Genomic DNA, 17,545 nt, shown 5'->3' with positions numbered 1-17,545 from the left:
TCCATGACTGCCCAAAACAGAGTCCGAAAATTTCGTATTGACAGCAACACTGTCAACTGTCAGAGTGGCCGCATGAACCGCTCATCTACCTACGACAACCTGCAGAAGCTCGCCGACGCTGTGAACGACTGGTGCTCCGAAAGGGGCTTCTCTCCCGCCAGCGGACAAGCCGCCGAAAACCTCTCCCAGCGTAGCCTGCGCTACTACCGCACCCTCGGGCTTCTCGACGGACCAAAAGCCGGCGAAGGGACCTACGGCGAACGCCACTTCCTCCAGCTCGCCTCCATTCGCGCCCTGCAATCCCGCGGCATGCCCCTGCGCCGCATCCAGGAGCTTCTCTACGGACGCGACAACGCCAACCTGCGTGAGCTCCTCACCCGCGCCCGCCAGGAGCACCGCCCCGCGGTCACTCTTCCTCCATTTTCCGCCGAGACTTGGAACGTCGTCCCGCTCGAAGGCTCCTTCGCCTTGATCGGACGCGACGGCGCGCGCCCCACCGCCGCCCAAGTCGCCGCCATCAACCGCATCCTGCAAAAGAAAACCCCCGTCACCAAATGAACAACCGTCTCGACGAAAACTCCAACGAACCCTTTGGTCTCGAAGGCTGGCTCGAATCCACCCGCATCCTCCTCCCGCTCCGCTCCATCTCGGTCAACGCCGACGTCGCCGCCGGCCTCGCCACCGTCGAGATCGACCAACTCTTCGAGCAATCGAACGAAAACCCCCTCGATTGCCGCTTCGTCTTCCCGTTGCCCGCCGACGCCGCGGCTTACCGCTGCGAGATGCACGTCAACGGACGCATGATCCTCGCCAAAGTCGAGGAAGCCTCCACTGCCCGCAAACTCTACAAGAAAGCCAAAGCCGCCGGCCACCGCGCCGCCCTGGCCGAATCCGAGCGCGAGAACCTCTTCACCCTGCAACTCGGCAACCTGCAACCCGGCGACAGCATCCTCATGCGCTTCGCCTACCTGCAACCCGTCCAGCGCCTGCGCGAACAGCGCACCGTCCGCATTCCCGTCAATCCCGGCGTCCGCTACATCCCCGGCGAACCGCTCCTGCGCGGCAACGAAGGACCCGGAGCCGCCGACGACACCTCTGAAGTTCCCGACGCCTCGCGCATCACGCCTCCCCGCATCGACAACGACCATCCCGATGCCGCCGGTCTCAGCGTCCAAGTCCGTTTGCGCGGGGAAAACGGCATCGCCGACTCCGTCTCGTCGCCCTCCCACATGATCGCCGTCCGCGGCGAGAAGAGCGACCTCACCGCCTCCTTGGCCGTGAACCACAACATGCCCGACCGCGACTTCGTCATCTCCTGGAACGAACCCAAGCCGCAAAGTCCTGTCACCCGCGCCTGGCTCGACGCCAACCGCCGCGGAGTCCTCGAAATACGCCTTCCGGCCTCGCCCTCCGACAGCGCCTCCAAATTCTCGCCTCCGCTCGACGTGTATTTTCTCCTCGACTGCTCCGGCAGCATGGAGGGCTCCAATTGGGAAGGCGCCTGCAAAGCCCTGGCCTCCTTCCTGCCCCGCCTCGGTCCCGACGCCCGTGTCTGGATCACGCTCTTCGAGAGCAAGGTCCACGACCACGACAGCAGACTCGTCCGCGCCGCCGAACTCGACCTCGGTCCCAACGGTGAAAAAATCTGCAACTTCGGCACCCGCGGTGGCACCGAGTTGGTTCCCGCCCTGCGTCACCTCGGCGAAAAAATCCGCCAGCACAGCACGGAACGAGACACCGCCGTCCTCCTCATCACCGATGGACAAGTCGGCAACGAGAGTCAGGTCATCAAGGATGCCCGCAGCCTCGGATGTCCTCTCCACATCGTCGGCGTTGCCATGACGATGAACGACGCCCTAGGCGCCGTTTCCACCGCCACCGGTGGTCGCTCCGTCTTCCTCTCTCCCGGACAAGACATTCCTTCTGCCATTGAGCGCTTCGCTCCCGTCCTCCGTGCACCTGTGCTCACCGATCTCGCCCTCCCTGCTGGATGGACCACCGCGGACGGCGAGAAATTGCGCAACCTCGTCGACGGCGACGACGTCATCATCCCCCTCAGCGCCAGTGCGGATGCCCCGCCACTCTTCGTCGCCGCGCAGGATACCTCCGATGGCATGCTCAAGCTCGTGCCCGAAGAGCACGTGCTACCCGGCGCCGGCCTCGCGTGGGCACGCGCCCGCGTCCGTCACCTCGACTTCAAGCACCGCTGGTCCGACTCCCTCGCCATTGCCAAGGAGTTCAACATCCTTTCCGAGAAGTCCGCCTTCGTCGCCTGGGACGAAGCCGAGAAAGTCCCCGTCGCCCAGACTGAACTCTTCCAGCCCGCCATGGCCGTAGCCGAAGACATGAATGTCCGCTACAGCCTACGCGATCCCGCCGATTACTGCTCCGCGCCTCCTCCCGAGCCGCCCGAAGATCGAATTCTACGCGGTGGTTCCTCAAGAGCGCCGAAAAAACGCGCCGAAAAAGCCCCCAAAAAATCACCGGCCGAAAAGTCCGAAGAGCAACTCGTTGCCTACCTCGTCCGCCTGCACGAAGACCTGCAACGCTTCTGGGATCCGCAACCGATCCCCGCACGCCTGCAAGACATCTTCGATGAACTCAAAGCCCTCTTGGGAGCGTCCGAAGAGCCCGACTTCGCCGAGCGCGTAGCCGTGCTCCTGGAAGCCCTCGTCAAGGAACTCCAAGAGATCCGGAGCCAAGAACACAGCCTCCTGCGGAAGTTGCGCCTCATGGCCGGTCTCAACCGCCGCGCCGAGGAAGCACTTCACCTCTTCCAATCAAAACCAACCACCGTCCATCCATGAAAATCACATCCTGCACCATTCGTTCCCTGCACCGGGTCGTCGTGAGACTCGTCCTTCTTCTGTCCCTCGTTGCGTCTGCTCGGGCTCAAATTCTGACCTTCCAAGTCTCCTCCGGCTCCACCAGCCTTTTTTACGATACGGTTGGATACGCTTTCACGGTGAAGCAAGACCCCCTCAGCGTCCATCGCTTGGGAGTCAACGATATCGGCGGTGATGGACTCGACAGCATGAACATTATTGGCCTCTGGCGTGAGGGAGGGAGTTTACTGGCCACTGCCATTCTGCCCTCGGGAAGATCCGCGCCATTGGAGTCCGGCTTCCGGTGGTTCGACTTGACCACTCCGGTCCTCCTCGATGCCAACACCACCTACCGCTTAGGCGTGCAAGCAAACTTGGACATGCGGGCATCGGGCTTCGTAAATGACCCCATCTCCCCCAACGTGAACCTCGTCGGCGCGGTGCGAAACAACCAGCAGGGGAACTTTACCTATCCTGGAACCGTGCCATTTTCTGGCCAAGCTATTGTCGGTCCTAACATGGGTTACACCGTCGTCCCCGAGCCCTCGACGTTGGCTCTCGTCGTCGCCGCGGGAATTGCGATCGTGATCCATCGGCGCATCAACTTGCGTCGCCGATTGGCGCGAGCCCTTGGCCTTCGCCCCTAGAACGCCGCCATGTTCCCCCTTGGCACCTCAATCATCGATGTCTTCTTCATCGGGCTGATCGTCTTCGTTTTCGGTTACATGATCTACTACAACATCACCGAGATCAGGAGCGCGAGGAAGCGCCTTCGGGAGGCGGAGCGAAACCGCCAGAAGCCATGAACAAACTGGCATTTCTCTCCAACTGTTTCCCCAGGGTCATTTGTTGCCTGCCGTTGTCAGACGGCAGGCAATTATCCGCGCCGATCCGCGTCAATCCGTGGCCCGGCTTGGTTCGATTGGCTCTCACGATCATGCTCACGCTTTCAGCGACCACGACACACGCGGAAGACGAAACCAAGGTGACGGATACGACCACGACCGACACCTACCGCAGTCTCTGGACTGACGAGTCCGAGTCCGACCCGTTTGCCACTTCCACTCCGGTCTCAGCCTTCACGTCTCCGCTTTCCAAGGATCCTCTCCTGCCAAAGCGAAATCCGGACGACATCATCGACCAGCGCCCGACGCGCAAAGTCTACGACGTCGACAACCGCGGGGACCGCGAGCTCTACCCGGACCTCATCATCGAGCCCTCCGTTTACGACCGCTACGAGGTCTACGAAACGGACCGGGATGGTCTGGCAGTGGAGGAGCCCAAAGCCGTCATCAAGCACGGGCTTCGTGGCAGTTACGAGGTCTACAAAACCGACCGCTACGGCATGGCCGTAGACGAACCGCACCTCGTCATCAAAGAAGGCGTCTACGACGGCGAATACAAAGTCTACGAGACGGATCGCTACGGCATGCCCGAGGACACTCCTAGCAAGGTAATCAAAACCGACCGCCTCGGCCGCCAAGAAGTCTACCGCACCGATCGCTACGGCATGCCCATAGGCGACCCGATCGATGAGCAGATCATTGAATGACCCTCACGCCTCAACACATGAAGCCTCTGCGCCTGTTTGCCAGCTTGATTGCCTTGGCTTTCCTCGGTTCAGGGCAACTGTTTGCCCAAGAGTCCTGGCGCAGGACCAACAGCACTACCGGCGAAGATCACGAGCGCCGTATTAGGGAAATGCGCGAACGCGGCGAGCACATCCGTCAGCGTCTGGCTGAGGAATATCGGCAAGAACAGGAACGAATCCAACGCGAGCGCCGGGAAGCGTGGGAGAAGAGACAAGCTGAGGCACGAAACAATGCACAACGATTCCGCTTCGGCTACGGCACCTACACTACACCGGCTCGCCTCTATCCGGTGCCAAGAGTCACCCCGGCTCCCGGCTACTACTATCGCCCAGTGACACCAGTTGCACCCAGCTTCTGCCCTGACGACAAACCCGCCTCCATTGACATCGAGAGCGATTACGACGCGCTCAATGCATGGACAGCCCGTCGCACTTACGCCGGGCGCATGCGTATCCAGAACGACTACGATTACAGCAAGTCCTACACCTACCGCCCTACCTATGCCGGTCGCGGGCGTATTGAAAACGACTATGACGCCATGGACACGTTCACGGTCAGACCTACCTACAACGGACGCTTCCGCGTCGAACACGACTACGACTACAGCAAGTCCTACACCCTCAAGCCCCGAGCGCTTGGAGGATACACGCTGGAGAATGACTACGACCCTCTGGACACCATGACCGTGCGCCCTCGAGGCGGAGGAGGCTTCCGCATCGACGAATGACCGCTCTAATACCCCCATGGACCTCCTGATCACGATCCTCGCCTACATCCTCGCCCTCATCGCCTCGGCGGTGGCTAACGTCATTGGGTTTTGGCTCTTCCTGCCGCTGACCTACTTCGCCGCAAAAGCTCAAGACGGAGCGACCGAGTTGCGTTTACGAATCCTTAGGCAATTTCTCGGCTCGGTCGCAGCGTTCCCGCTGGCGCTTGCCGCTGCGTGCGTCGTTTTGAGCCTGTTCGGGATTTGCTACGGGTGGCTTATTTTCGTCCTCGTTGCTGCGCACATTCTGTCGGACGTCTTTAGCGCGAAAGTCTTTCCTCTCAGTCAGCAGGCAGGCGCGGCCATCTCGATCATTGTTACCGGGGCTGTCTATTTCGCCTACTTTCTGAATGGCTAAGCGGCGCTTGGTTAATTGCTTACAACTGGCGCTTTGACGACCGCCTCCAAGATTCCGAAACTTTCACAATGATCACCGAAAAAGACACAACAGATGGCTCGATGGCATGCCCGTTTTGCGGAAAAGAGATCATCCCCTCGGAGGAAGTCGCAGATGAATCAGACTGGTCGTTCGACATGGGTGACGTTTGCGAGCACACGCTCTTTGTGGCGACCTCAGAGGGTGGCTTTGAATACAGGTCTTCGGTGTTCAATAGCCACATGAATTTCCCCGACGACCAAGACCCGGAGCCGAGCAGTGAGGATGTCAGTGTTGACGAGCTAACGTCACGCGTTTCACTTCCCGGCGCAGTCAAAATCTGCAATCGGGACCCACTCTGGCAACTTTACGCGGGCTTTGCACCGAACTCGGCAGGGTAAGTGTCTTTACGGTCAGCTCAAGCAGGCCCCAAGGAGGGTCTGCTGAGTTTATGACCCACAAAGTTCTGTGAAGCGGCTCGCCAATCGTCTCTCGGTTCTCTAAGCCTACAGAGACATGCCCCTAAAAATGCCCCCTATCTGTCTACTCCTGATGGTCTAATACCGTAACGCCCGTTAGCCGCCATGTTTCGTCAGCGTCCCTACACCTTTAGCTTCACAGCCGCTTCCGTGCGGCCTGAGATGGTGGGAGCAATCGCCGATCGGTTTGTCCCTACAGGTTCTTGGGATAGCGCGAAAACGGCCGTGCTCACAGCGAATGCTCTGCAAGCACGATCCGTAGCCAGCTCGATTCGAATGGAGCGCGAGATACGTCAGCGCCTCCAGAATCTCACCAGCGAGCAACTTCGACTTCTGCCGGGGGCCACTTCCGACCTTCTCAAGGCCGTCGGCTGGTTGGCCGCAGCCAAGCACTCAGCCTTCGTTTATGATTTTGCGGCGGAGTGCCTGCGGACGAAACTCGGGCTACAAGATACAACCCTGCGGTTGTCTGATTACGAGTGTTTCGTCGCGGAGAAACTTCCGTTGCACCCCGAGCTTGGCAAGTTGGCCGAATCAACTTACGCCAAGATCCGTCGTGTGCTCTTGCTCATGCTCAAAGAGGCAGGACTTCTTGAGCCGGGACCCGAACTTGGCCTGATCCGTCGTCCAGTGTTGTCGCCGGCTCTTTCTGCCGCAATAGCTCGAGATGATCCTCGTTGGCTTGCTGCCTTTCTCGTTCCCGAAAGCGAGATTCAAAGAATCGGAGGTGTTGAGCAATGAATCACACCGACCGGCTCTATGGCATTCTTTCAAGCGAACGATTTCTCTCCATGCAAGGTTTGGCCAACGAGGTGCCGATTTTCATCCACGCCTACGATGTTACAGAAGAAGATCGGGTGGCATCGATGATCGGCGCCCTTGCTGCGCGTCTTCGCAATGCCGGAATCCAGACCGCCGAGGTGGACCTCTTCAAACTGTTTCTCCAAGGACTAAAGGAAGCGGATCTGCTCGATGAACTCATCGCCGACGAAGCGGATTACGACCGGCGGGACCTACGCGAGACATGGCAAAACTTCGCTGCCCCCACGCGCTTAGTTCCGCGCATGACCGGCATCATGCAGGAGACCAATGCCCGTCTTACTTTGCTATCCGGCATTGGTCATCTTTACCCTGCATTGCGAACGCACATCCTTCTCAACGCCATCCAACCCGCCATGCTCAGGCATCCCGTGGTGCTCTTTTTCCCCGGTGAATATGTTCAAGATTCCAGCAAGGGCTTCCAGCTGCGTCTGTTCGGAACGCTCCCCGGCGAAGGTTACTACCGGGCATTCAATCTCGAACACTACCGACTGCCAGCCGTATGAAAATCCAGGACCTTTTTCTCAAGCCCGTTGACCGCCCAATTGAAGGAGTCATCAAAGCCGACGACCAACGCCACCTTGTCACCGAAGTCGAGGAGTTTGTCATCACACGCGAGGTTGGCAAGGGCTTGGACCAATTTGTCGAGCGCTACCTCAATGAGACAACAGCAAACGGTGTATGGATCTCCGGGTTCTTTGGGTCTGGCAAATCCCATCTACTCAAAATTCTCTCCCTGTTGCTGGACCACCGACCTTTGGCAGACGGTCGACATGCCAAGGATATCATGCTTCCTCGAGTCGAAGATGAGATTCTTAAAGACAACCTGATCAAGGCCGCGCGCATCCCCGCCCAAAGCGTCCTTTTCAACATCGACCAGAAGGCCGACCACATCGGTGGCGATGGCATGGCGCCGATCTTGGAGGTCTTTGTTAAAGTCCTGAACGACCTGCGCGGCTATCACGGCAAGCAGGGTCATATCGCCAAATTCGAACACGATCTCGATCGTGCCGACCAACTGGCTTCCTTCAAGAAAACCTACCAGCAAGTCAATGGCCGCTCGTGGGAAACCGACCGCGACGTGATCAGCACAGCCCGGAGAAAGGCCTTCGCCGCTGCTTACGCCGAGCATTTCAAGATGTCCGAGGCCGAGGGCTTGGACGTGTTGACTAAGCTTCGCGACGACTACCGCCTCGACATCGAGACCTTCGCCGAGCAGGTGCGTGATTACATTGATGCCCAAGGGAAAGAATTCCGGCTCAACTTTTTCGTCGATGAGGTCGGACAGTTCATTGGCCAGAACTCCAAGTCTATGCTCAACCTGCAGACGGTCGCGGAGACGCTTGCCACCGTATGCGACGGCCGTGCATGGGTGTTTGTCACATCTCAGGCCGACCTGCGTGGCATCATCGGAGAGTTTGAGAAGACGCAGGCGGACCAATTCTCCAGGATTGAAGCACGGTTCAAGACAAGAGTGAACCTCACAGCGGCGGACGTCGTTGAGGTGATCGGGAAACGGCTCTTGGCCAAGACGGAGGAAGAGCCGGCATGCTTGACGGAGATTTACGACGCCGAGAAGGAGAATCTCGCCACGTTGTTCCGCTTCGGTGACGAGTCCCTGCAATTCAAGCCTTGGCGGGGTAGCGATGAATTCTGCGCCCTTTATCCCTTCGCCCCGTTCCACTTTCACTTGTTCCAGCGCTGCGTGGAGCAGCTTTCCAAGCACGAGATCTTTGCCGGGCGGCACACGTCCGTGGGCCAGCGCTCCCTTCTGGCCGTGTTTCAAGAGGTTCTGAAGCGGATGCGATCTGAGAAGCCGGGCGAACTGGCGACCTTTGATCGCCTCTACGAGGGCATTGAGGCTGCTCTCCGACCGGACAAGATCACGCCCATCTTACAGGCACCGGCCACCATTCACTCTCCCTTTGCCATCCGCGTGCTCAAGGCGCTTTTCCTCCTCAAGTGGGAGAAGGCGTTCAAGGCCACCCCGCGCAACATTGCCATCCTCCTCATTGATCGCCCTACGGTGGATATCGCCGCCCACGAGAAGGCCGTCAAGGACGCCTTGGAACTGCTCGCCGGCCAGTCTTATTTGCAGCGCAACGGCGACCTCTACGAGTTCCTCACGGACACGGAGAAAGACGTCGAGGTCGAGATCAAGAATACGGAAATCGAGGACTCCCAAGTCACGAAGCTACTCGCCGAGGTCCTCTTTGTGGACCTCCTCCGTGATCCCAAGATCCGCTTCGAGGCCAACGGTCAGGACTATCCCTACGCCCGGAAGCTCGATGACCAACTCGTCGGCAAGGACGCCGAGGTTGCCCTGAACATCATTACGCCGGACCACCCGAATCACGCCGAACCGGCTGTCCTTGCCGCGCAGAACACCGGCAAGTCCGAACTACTGCTGGTCCTTCCGCCGAATCTTCGTCTCATCGACGAAGCTCGGCACTTCCTAAGGACTCAAAAGTTCATCCAGCAAAACACTGGAGGCAGCAATGACGAAACGCGGCGCGCCATTCTCATCGAGCGCGGTCAGCAAAACGCCCGCCGCCGCACGGCGCTCCAAGAACTCTGCGCCGACCTTTTCAGCAAAGCGCCCATCTACCTCAACGGCTCCAAACTCGACACCGTTGGTTATGGAGAGCCCAAGATGCGCTTCCACAAGTCCGCGCAGGAGTTGATCGGCTTCGCCTTTCCCAACCTCCGGATGCTCAAAGGAAGCTACGACGAAACTACTCTCAGCAAGACTCTCCTTGAACCGGACGACCTGCTGGCGAGCGGCCAGATGCCTGTCTCCGAGGCCGAGCAAGAAATCCTCACCTACGTCCAACGCAACCAAAACGAGGGCGAACGGACGTCCGTGGAAGCGATGGTGCGCCACTTCGCCCGCCGACCCTACGGCTGGCATGCCTTGGCTGTCTGCACTCTCATCGGACGCCTTTTCCGCATGGGCAAGCTGGAGCTTCGCGCCTCCGAACTCCTTGATGCCCGATCGGCTTTGGAGCACCTGAAGAACACCCGCCAACACGGCGTGGTGCGTGTGCGTCTGCAAGAACAGTTTGATGCCACAAAAGTCAACGCCCTGAAACGGTTCCACCACGAGTTTTTCGATCGGCCCAACGAAGGCACCGACGCCCGATCCGCGGGCCAGATCACCAACGAGGCACTCTCGGGCGAAGCCGCCGACCTTGGTGTTTTGCTGGATCAAGCCTCGCGCTACCCGTTCTTGGAGAGCCTGCGCCCGGTCCGCGACCAAATCTCCACGATGGCGGGTAAGGACTACGCTTATCTCCTCAACCACCTCGGCGATTTCGAAACCTCCCTGTTGGAAGCGAAAGATGACCTCTTGGATCCCATCAAGACGTTCATGCACGGCCCTCAGCGCAAGGCTTACGATGAAGCTGTGTCCTTCCTTCGCGAAGAAGAAGCCAACTTTGCCGACCTGCCTGCCGAGGACATCAAGCCCTTGCGTGACTTGGCTGGGGCTGAGGCTCCTTTCCGTGGCGACGTTGTCCCTACCGCCAAAGCCGCAGTAGCCAAGCTGCGGAAGAAGATCGCGGCATTACTTGGCGAGGAAGGTGCCGCGGCCTCCACGGTTCTCGATGAACATGAGTCGAAACTTCAGAGCCTTCCCGACTTTGCCAAGTTGACCGAAGCCGATGCCGGTCGCGTGCTACTCCCGACCGGTGAGGCGCGCGCTGCCATCGCGTCTGCGCGCTTTGTCACTGCCATCCGGGATCGCCTCAACCGCTACCGCACGCAGGACTATCCGGCGCAGCTCGCGCTTTTGGCCCACCTCGCGGCGGCGCCTTCGGGCAAACAGGATCCTGGCGCGGGAGGGTCTTCCAAACCTGATACGCCTGTGCCGACCTACATCCCAGCCTCCGCACTTCGGCCCGATTGCAGTCTTCCCTTCATTGGATCCGAAGCCGATCTCGATCAATGGCTGGCCGCCCTCCGTGCCGAAGCCATCAAAGAACTCAAAAAGGGCAGCAGGATCAGCTTGTGAGGGAAAGACTCTACACAGGTAAGCGACTCTACACTTTACAAGTGTAGTATTGCATAGTAGTGTAGCCAAGATGAGCAACCTGAAGGCAAAGTTGGCGGAATACTGGAGTGATCTCACAGGAGACCCGTTACTCCTCGCGCCCCGCCCGGATTCCAATCTCCCACTCTATTTGCGTGAACGATACGCGATTTACGGAACCAAGTTGCTGGGCAAAGAACTCGTCATGGCGCTTGAGAAGGATCCTCCGGAGAGTTTCTCCGCAGGTGAATACGAGCGGCACGCATCGGTCCTCAGGGAGAAGCTGGGTGAGGGCGTTGTCTTCGTTATTTCTTCGCTGCCGTCGTATGCGCGGCCAGCAATGATCCAGCGCCGAATCCCTTTTGTGGTTCCGAAAAGCCAGACCTTCCTGCCTTCCGTCTGGATTGACCTTAGAGACCGGCAGCCTGTGCCTATGCACACAAAGCAGCGCAGCAGATTTACGCCGGCCGCCCAGTGTCTGCTTCTATTTCACCTTCAGCGCAAGCCACTGAACGCAATACCCCTCCAAGACATCGCAAAAACCATCGGCTACTCGCCGATCATGATTACCAAGGTGAAAAGCGAACTGGTAGCCAGCGGGCTCTGCGAAGTTGTGAAAGAGGGGAGAGTTGTCGTGCTGCATTTCGCTTACGAGCGGAGGGAACTCTGGGATAAGTCTCGTCCCTTCCTCTTCGCCCCCGACCGGCACCAACACTGGGTTCAATGGAACCAGCCCGGGCCACCGGCGCTCCTGGCCGGCATGAGTGCTCTGGCCAAGAAGACCCTTATCACGCCGGACTCCATACCAACTTTTGCCCTCGACCGCCGGAGGTATCAGCAACTTCTTGAAAAAGGAGTGTTCCACGGCTGCAGAGGTCCGGAGGATGCCAATGTCCGCATCGAGAGCTGGGCCTATGACCCCACCTTGCTGTCCGATGGCGACTGCGTTGATGACCTCTCTCTCTGCCTCAGCCTTGCGGACTCTCCCGACGAGCGGGTCCAGCAGCAAGTGGGTAAACTCTTGGAGGCTTTCCCATGGTGAAAGGCCTCGACGTTTTCCGGGAACGCTTCCGGGAATTTGAAGCCGCCTTCGTCCTGATCGGCGGGGCCGCCTGCCACGAATGGTTTGCCCGGCAGGGAGCTACGTTCCGCGCCACCAAGGATCTGGACATCGTCCTCATTGTAGAAATGGTTGATCCGGCCTTCGTTGCGGCGCTCCGGGCCTTCGTCGCCGAGGGCAACTATGCGATTCAAGAGAAGTCCGAGGGTGCGCCGGTGCTCTATCGTTTCGCCAAACCGGAGAACCCCGAATTCCCGTTCATGCTGGAGCTGTTTTGCCGCAAGCCCGAAGGGATCGAAATGGGCGACGGGCAGGTCATCGTTCCGGTCCCTGCTGGTTCTGACCAGCACAGCCTCTCCGCCATTCTTCTCGACGATACCTATTATTCGCTGATCCGAAATCAGAGCATTACGCAGGCTGGTCTCCCGTTTGCCAACGCGACCGCGCTCATCCCGTTGAAAGCGCGCGCGTGGTCGGACCTGAGCCAGCGGAAAGCAGCAGGCGAGGACATCGACTCCAAAGACGTCGCCAAACACCGCAACGATGTCTTCCGGCTGGCTGCGACGCTTCCGGGAGAACCCGGGCCAGAGCTGCCCGTTTCCATCGTCGCTGACTTGGCAAAATTCATCTCTGATTTTCCCGAGGACTCTCCCGAGTGGGCTGGCATCCAAGCCTCCTTGAAAAACACCGTCGCGGCCGGTCTCAAGCCCGCCGCACTACGCTCGGCGATCCAAACCTACTTCCGCCTTCCCTCAGCATGAACACCTCCGCGCTCAAATCCTTCGCGCCCGCTGTGCGCCGCCAACTCATGGAGGCGGTCACGCGGAAGCTCGACTACGTGCTTACCGGGGATACGCCTGATCTTCGTGCCGCGGCCGAGCAGGTGAAGTCGCTGCGCAAAGAGGCCGACCGCGACCGCACAACGCTCATCGAGCGCGTCGCCTACACTTGGTTCAATCGTCTCGCTGCCATCCGGTTCCTCGATGCCCGCGGATGGCATCCTTTTCATGCTCGCGTTCTCACGCCAGCCACGGCGGAGGAAACCCAGCCAGAACTGCTCAAGCTCGTCCGTGCCGGCTCGCTGCCGGCGGAACTCAGCCCGCACACCGATCCCGACCGGCTCAATGACCTGCTCGATGGCCGCCTGCCCACCGCCATCGCTGGGGCCGATCCGCAGGGCGAGGTTTACCGCCATCTCGTGCTCGCCGTGTGCCGGTTCTACCACGCCACGCTGCCCTTTCTTTTCGAGCAGCTCAACGACGAGACCGAACTCCTCCTGCCCGACGACCTCCTCACTGCCACATCGGTCGCCGAGGGCTTCCGCACCGAGATCAGCGACGACGATTGCAAGGATGTCGAAATCCTTGGCTGGCTCTACCAGTTCTACATCTCGGAGAAAAAAGACAACGTCATGGCGCGCAACGCCGCCGTGCCGAAGGAGGACATCCCCGCCGTCACCCAGCTCTTCACCCCGCACTGGATCGTCCGCTACCTCGTCGAAAACTCCCTCGGCCGCCTTTGGCTGCTGAACCGGCCCCAGTCCCGGTTGCGCGAGCACATGCCCTACTACATTAAGGGTGAGCCCGAGACCGACTTCCTGAAAATCGCCCAGCCCGAAGACATCCGGCTCCTCGACCCCGCCGCCGGCTCGGCGCACATGCTCACCTACGCCTTCGATTTGCTGGTGAAGATTTACGAGGAGGAAGGATATCCCCCGAGCCAGATCGCGGAACTCATCCTCACCCACAATCTCCACGGACTCGACATCTGCCCGCGCGCCGCCCAGCTCGCGCAGTTCGCGCTCCTCTGCAAAGCCCGCGAAGTTTCCCGTTCGGCCTTCCGCCGAGCCGTCGCGCCGAAGGTGCTGTGCCTGGAGGAAGTGCGCTTCGAGGAAAACGAGCTGCACGACTACGTCCGCGCGCTCGGACTGGGCGATCTCTTCGATCAGCCGGTGCTCAAGATGCTGCATCAATTCGAGGAGGCAAAAAGCTTCGGCTCACTTATCCAGCCGTGCCTCGACGAACGGGCCATCTCCGATATTCGCCGAGCTATCGAGGCGAAGGAGTTGGGCGACCAGTTGTTCCTGCGCGAGACGCACCGCAAAGTCTTGCTTGTGCTTGAACAAGCCGAGGCGCTCACCCAACGCTATCACGTCGCCGTGGCGAACCCGCCGTATTTCGGCCCGAAGCAGATGGGCGCAAGTTTGAAGGACTTCGCCAAATCACACTTTCCGAATTCGAAAACGGATCTCTACGCCATGTTCATGGAACGTGGTTTTTCCTTAGCAAAGAACAACGGCTACTGCGCGATGGTTACCATGCAGAGTTGGATGTTTCTACACAGCTTTGAGGCGTTTCGCATTGAGGTGCTTTCCACCAAAACGATTCTTTCGCTGGCGCACTTGGGCGCGAGAGCCTTTGACACAATCTCGGGCGAAATTGTTACGGTTGCCGCCTTCTGCTGCGCAAATCGGTATCTTGATGGCTACAACTCCACCTTCTTCCGGTTGGTCGATGGCAACGAGACAATCAAAGACGAGGCACTCCGCGAGCGGAGAAACTGCTACAGCCATGTTTCGCAAAAGGAGTTCGCGGCAATTCCGGGCAGTCCGGTCGCCTATTGGATCGGCGATCAAGTAAGAGCTGCGTTCAAGAACCAACATGTGTTCGACCTGACAATTTCTGACGGACAAAACATTACCGCCGACAACGAACGGTTTGTTCGCAATCACTGGGAAGTCGGATCTACGACCATTGGTAAAGGCGAGAAGTGGTTGCTCTATGCAAAGGGCGGCCCATTTCGACGGTGGTATGGGAATTTAGAAGCAGTAGTCGACTGGTCGCCAGAAGCTCGCGCTCACTACCGGAGAGACGGCAGCGCTCGCATCATTCCTGAGTATCTCTGGTATCGGCAAGGAATCACGTGGAGTCGTGTCGGCACTGCGCTCGCTGGATTTCGACTGCTTCCGGAGAACACTACCTTCGACAAAGTGGGCTCCTCGGTGTTTCTCAAGAGCGATGACGACAAGTATCTATTGCTGGGACTACTGAATAGCCCGCTTGCGCAGACAGTTTTGGATCTTCTAAATCCGTCAATCGACATTCAGGTCAAAGATGTTCGGAACGTTCCGCTCCCCAACGACCTCAATCGACAATTGGTTCAGGAACTTGTATCGCCGTCGATTTCCATTGCAAAGGACGACTGGGACAACTTCGAGAGCTCGTGGGACTTCCGTGACCAGCCGTTACTGCGGCCGGGGCTGAAGGGCGCGACTCTGGAGGCGAGCTGGCGGAATTGGCAGGCGCAGAGCACCGCCGCCATCCGCCGGATGCAGGAGTTGGAGACGGAGAACAACCGACTCTTCATCGCCGCCTATGGGCTCGACGGCGAGTTGCAGCCCGAAGTGCCCGAGGAGCAAATCACCCTCGCGCGCGCCGACCAGACCAAGGACGCCGCCGCGCTCCTCTCCTACGCCGTCGGCTGCATGATGGGCCGCTACTCGCTCGACCAGCCCGGCCTCATCCTCGCCGATGCCGGCGCGACCGTGGAGGATTACCTCTCCAAAGTGCCAAAGGCTACCTTCGCCCCCGACGAAGACGGCATCATCCCCGTGCTCGACGGCGAGTGGTTCCCGGACGACGTGGTCGCCCGCACCCGTGAGTTCCTCAAAGCCGCCTGGGGCGCGGCGCACCTCGATGAAAACATGGCCTGGCTGGAGCAAGCCTTGGGCAAAGACCTGCGGAAGTATTTCCTCCGCGACTTCTACAAAAACCACCTCAGCAACGAGCGCGCCTACGGCTACAAGAAGCGCCCCATCTACTGGCTCCTCACCAGTCCCAACGGCAGCTTCCAAGCGCTCCTTTACCTGCACCGCTACACGAGGGACACCGTCAACACTCTCCTGAACAGATATCTGCGCGAATTCATCCACAAACTCGACGCCCGCCTCAACCACCTGGCCAATGTCGAAGCCACCACCACAAGCACCCGCGAAAAAACCGCCGCCCGCAAGGAAGCCGACAAACTCCGCAAATCCCTCAAAGAATGCCAAGACTGGGAGCGGGACGTCGTCCTTCCGCTCGCCCAGCAACGCATCGAGCTAGACCTCGACGACGGCGTAAAGGTGAACTACCAGAAGTTCCCCGGACTGTTGGCGAAGATTGCGGGCTTGGAGAAGAAGGAGGAATAATGTCCCCCACACTTCAAGCATCCGATTGCCGTTTTGAAACAACGGACGCGTTCGGCTGGAACGGCTTTGCTACTAAGCTGGAAGGCTTTTTGTTAGGCGAGAGGGAATTCGTCGAGGGCAGTTTGGTTGTCAGTCTCAGTGCACCTTTTGGAAGTGGTAAAACTACGTTTTTTCAGATGTGGAAAAACCATTTGGACTCTTGCCGCGGGACTAACGCCGATGTTCCCCTGTGCATTCAGTTGAATGCGTGGGAGGACGATTATTGTGGCGACCCGCTGCTGTCCCTCGTGGACGCTATCGACAGAGAGCTTTCTGAGCGCATACAAGACCCAAAGACTGTCAGCCGTCTTAATTCCGTCAAGGAAGCGACCCGAAACCTCGGTTGGTTCATGGTCGGGATGGCAAATTCGGCAGTCAGTCATTGGACGGGGATTGATGCCGTTGCAGCTGGGGAATTAGCTGAGGTTAAAAATGCCAAACGCAGCCAGAAACCAGTGGCGCCCGATATTCTCAATCTTTTTCAGTCGCGGAAGAAGGCTCTTGGGCGCTTGAAAGTTGCTCTACGGTCTCTCTTCCAGGAGCGCAAGCAGGCGGTGTTTATCCTTGTGGATGAACTCGACAGATGCCGGCCAGACTTTGCCATCCAATATCTTGAGACGATCAAGCATATCTTCGATATCGAGGGCTTCGTTTTTGTGATCGGGGTTGATCTGAAGCAATTGGAGAACTCGGCACGGGCAATGTTTGGAGATGGTCTGAATTTCCCGGAGTATTTTCGCAAATTCGCCCACCGGAACATTCGTCTCCCCATCCCGGATGAAGCCGGCATTCGGAATCTTGTCAACAAATACACCGACCGCTATCTCGACGACTCAGCCCCAGAAACTCCCCGTCGTAAATCGCTGCTTAATTTAAATAACACGCGCCGCGCGCTAACGGAACTGCCCTACGACTTTCGCCTGACACCGCGTCAGATTCTGGAGGGATTCAGAATCCTCGGCCACATGACGTCGGTGCGCGAAAAGAAGAGCGGGGACCTTTATTACCACATCGCGAATGCAGTGATCTTTCTTGTCTTTCTGAGTTTTCTGAAGCCAGAGAAGTTTCACGAATTCCAATCAGGAAAGGTGTCCCTAGCTAGGCTGCTGGAGATAATATCCGCGCTGCCAATTTCGAAACATCGAGAATGGTGGGCGAGCGTGCTCACGTTAAGCGTGGACAATTGTGGCAATCTAAAAATCGAAGACATCCATGCGGCTTTCGTCAAACACGGTTTTGCTGCGAGCGAAATCTCTGTTGAGCAGTTTCAGAAAGATTTCGCACGTTTCACCCCAGATCTAGGCAGTTGGTCCTCCTTGGGCGACTTGGCTAGAAGGATTCAAGAAGTCGAAAGTTTTGGGAAATAGCGC

The 17,545-nt window shown here is 58.6% G+C and carries 14 protein-coding genes; all 14 read left to right on the top strand.

The genetic code is table 11. The annotated features are described in order from the left end of the window. Positions 1 to 3: 3 nt before the first annotated feature. The 14 genes from FGM15_07565 to FGM15_07500 all read left to right on the top strand — a co-directional run bounded on the left by FGM15_07565 (position 4) and on the right by FGM15_07500 (position 17,542). Positions 4 to 558 carry a MerR family transcriptional regulator gene (locus tag FGM15_07565; protein MBU3665717.1) on the top strand — a complete coding sequence of 185 codons (555 nt, stop codon included), beginning with the start codon at positions 4 to 6 and terminating at the stop codon, positions 556 to 558. Then, positions 555 to 2,807: a VWA domain-containing protein gene (locus FGM15_07560; GenBank protein ID MBU3665716.1), complete on the top strand. Its 2,253-nt coding sequence runs from the start codon at positions 555 to 557 to the stop codon at positions 2,805 to 2,807. The genes FGM15_07565 and FGM15_07560 overlap by 4 nt, the downstream gene beginning before the upstream one ends. Continuing rightward, on the top strand, positions 2,804 to 3,472 hold the full coding sequence (locus tag FGM15_07555) for a PEP-CTERM sorting domain-containing protein (protein ID MBU3665715.1): 669 nt from the start codon (positions 2,804 to 2,806) through the stop codon (positions 3,470 to 3,472). The genes FGM15_07560 and FGM15_07555 overlap by 4 nt, the downstream gene beginning before the upstream one ends. 290 nt (positions 3,473 to 3,762) lie before the next feature. Continuing rightward, positions 3,763 to 4,377, top strand: a complete 615-nt coding sequence (locus FGM15_07550; GenBank protein ID MBU3665714.1) for a hypothetical protein — start codon at positions 3,763 to 3,765, stop codon at positions 4,375 to 4,377. Then, entirely contained in the window at positions 4,374 to 5,144 is a 771-nt protein-coding gene (locus FGM15_07545; GenBank protein ID MBU3665713.1) for a hypothetical protein, read from the top strand. The genes FGM15_07550 and FGM15_07545 overlap by 4 nt, the downstream gene beginning before the upstream one ends. A 16-nt stretch (positions 5,145 to 5,160) precedes the next feature. Beyond that, positions 5,161 to 5,541: a hypothetical protein gene (locus tag FGM15_07540; protein ID MBU3665712.1), complete on the top strand. Its 381-nt coding sequence runs from the start codon at positions 5,161 to 5,163 to the stop codon at positions 5,539 to 5,541. A 68-nt stretch (positions 5,542 to 5,609) separates the two neighbouring features. After that, complete coding sequence (locus FGM15_07535; protein ID MBU3665711.1) at positions 5,610 to 5,960, top strand: hypothetical protein; 351 nt, start codon at positions 5,610 to 5,612, stop codon at positions 5,958 to 5,960. Between the two features lie 183 nt (positions 5,961 to 6,143). Beyond that, positions 6,144 to 6,779 (top strand): DUF1819 family protein, encoded by a 636-nt coding sequence (locus FGM15_07530; GenBank protein MBU3665710.1) that lies wholly within the window; start codon positions 6,144 to 6,146, stop codon positions 6,777 to 6,779. Beyond that, complete coding sequence (locus FGM15_07525) at positions 6,776 to 7,363, top strand: DUF1788 domain-containing protein (GenBank protein ID MBU3665709.1); 588 nt, start codon at positions 6,776 to 6,778, stop codon at positions 7,361 to 7,363. The genes FGM15_07530 and FGM15_07525 overlap by 4 nt, the downstream gene beginning before the upstream one ends. Next, a complete protein-coding gene (gene brxC / locus FGM15_07520; GenBank protein ID MBU3665708.1) occupies positions 7,360 to 10,869 on the top strand; it encodes a BREX system P-loop protein BrxC in 3,510 nt (1,169 codons plus the stop codon). The genes FGM15_07525 and brxC overlap by 4 nt, the downstream gene beginning before the upstream one ends. 70 nt (positions 10,870 to 10,939) lie before the next feature. Continuing rightward, positions 10,940 to 11,929: a hypothetical protein gene (locus FGM15_07515; GenBank protein MBU3665707.1), complete on the top strand. Its 990-nt coding sequence runs from the start codon at positions 10,940 to 10,942 to the stop codon at positions 11,927 to 11,929. Continuing rightward, the gene (locus FGM15_07510) at positions 11,923 to 12,708 is read left to right on the top strand and encodes a hypothetical protein (protein MBU3665706.1); all 786 of its coding nucleotides are present in this window, start codon (positions 11,923 to 11,925) and stop codon (positions 12,706 to 12,708) included. The genes FGM15_07515 and FGM15_07510 overlap by 7 nt, the downstream gene beginning before the upstream one ends. Continuing rightward, positions 12,705 to 16,136 carry a BREX-1 system adenine-specific DNA-methyltransferase PglX gene (gene pglX / locus FGM15_07505; protein MBU3665705.1) on the top strand — a complete coding sequence of 1,144 codons (3,432 nt, stop codon included), beginning with the start codon at positions 12,705 to 12,707 and terminating at the stop codon, positions 16,134 to 16,136. The genes FGM15_07510 and pglX overlap by 4 nt, the downstream gene beginning before the upstream one ends. Continuing rightward, complete coding sequence (locus tag FGM15_07500) at positions 15,992 to 17,542, top strand: hypothetical protein (protein ID MBU3665704.1); 1,551 nt, start codon at positions 15,992 to 15,994, stop codon at positions 17,540 to 17,542. Before pglX ends, FGM15_07500 begins: the two co-directional genes overlap by 145 nt. The last annotated feature ends 3 nt before the right edge of the window (positions 17,543 to 17,545 follow it).

Source organism: Chthoniobacterales bacterium (genome assembly GCA_018883245.1).
GTDB lineage: Bacteria > Verrucomicrobiota > Verrucomicrobiia > Chthoniobacterales > JACTMZ01 > JACTMZ01.
Note: the sequence above shows the minus strand (reverse complement) of the source record. Positions and strands in the feature narration are given on the sequence as shown.

Bases quoted from the DNA above. Each gene is read 5' to 3' on its own strand.
- FGM15_07535 (MBU3665711.1), top strand. From the start codon at position 5,610: ATGATCACCGAAAAAGACACAACAGATGGCTCGATGGCATGCCCGTTT.
- FGM15_07550 (MBU3665714.1), top strand. From the start codon at position 3,763: ATGCTCACGCTTTCAGCGACCACGACACACGCGGAAGACGAAACCAAG.
- FGM15_07525 (MBU3665709.1), top strand. From the start codon at position 6,776: ATGAATCACACCGACCGGCTCTATGGCATTCTTTCAAGCGAACGATTT.
- FGM15_07560 (MBU3665716.1), top strand. From the start codon at position 555: ATGAACAACCGTCTCGACGAAAACTCCAACGAACCCTTTGGTCTCGAA.
- FGM15_07565 (MBU3665717.1), top strand. From the start codon at position 4: ATGACTGCCCAAAACAGAGTCCGAAAATTTCGTATTGACAGCAACACT.
- FGM15_07555 (MBU3665715.1), top strand. From the start codon at position 2,804: ATGAAAATCACATCCTGCACCATTCGTTCCCTGCACCGGGTCGTCGTG.
- brxC (MBU3665708.1), top strand. From the start codon at position 7,360: ATGAAAATCCAGGACCTTTTTCTCAAGCCCGTTGACCGCCCAATTGAA.
- FGM15_07500 (MBU3665704.1), top strand. From the start codon at position 15,992: ATGCCAAGACTGGGAGCGGGACGTCGTCCTTCCGCTCGCCCAGCAACG.
- pglX (MBU3665705.1), top strand. From the start codon at position 12,705: ATGAACACCTCCGCGCTCAAATCCTTCGCGCCCGCTGTGCGCCGCCAA.
- FGM15_07510 (MBU3665706.1), top strand. From the start codon at position 11,923: ATGGTGAAAGGCCTCGACGTTTTCCGGGAACGCTTCCGGGAATTTGAA.
- FGM15_07530 (MBU3665710.1), top strand. From the start codon at position 6,144: ATGTTTCGTCAGCGTCCCTACACCTTTAGCTTCACAGCCGCTTCCGTG.
- FGM15_07540 (MBU3665712.1), top strand. From the start codon at position 5,161: ATGGACCTCCTGATCACGATCCTCGCCTACATCCTCGCCCTCATCGCC.
- FGM15_07515 (MBU3665707.1), top strand. From the start codon at position 10,940: ATGAGCAACCTGAAGGCAAAGTTGGCGGAATACTGGAGTGATCTCACA.
- FGM15_07545 (MBU3665713.1), top strand. From the start codon at position 4,374: ATGACCCTCACGCCTCAACACATGAAGCCTCTGCGCCTGTTTGCCAGC.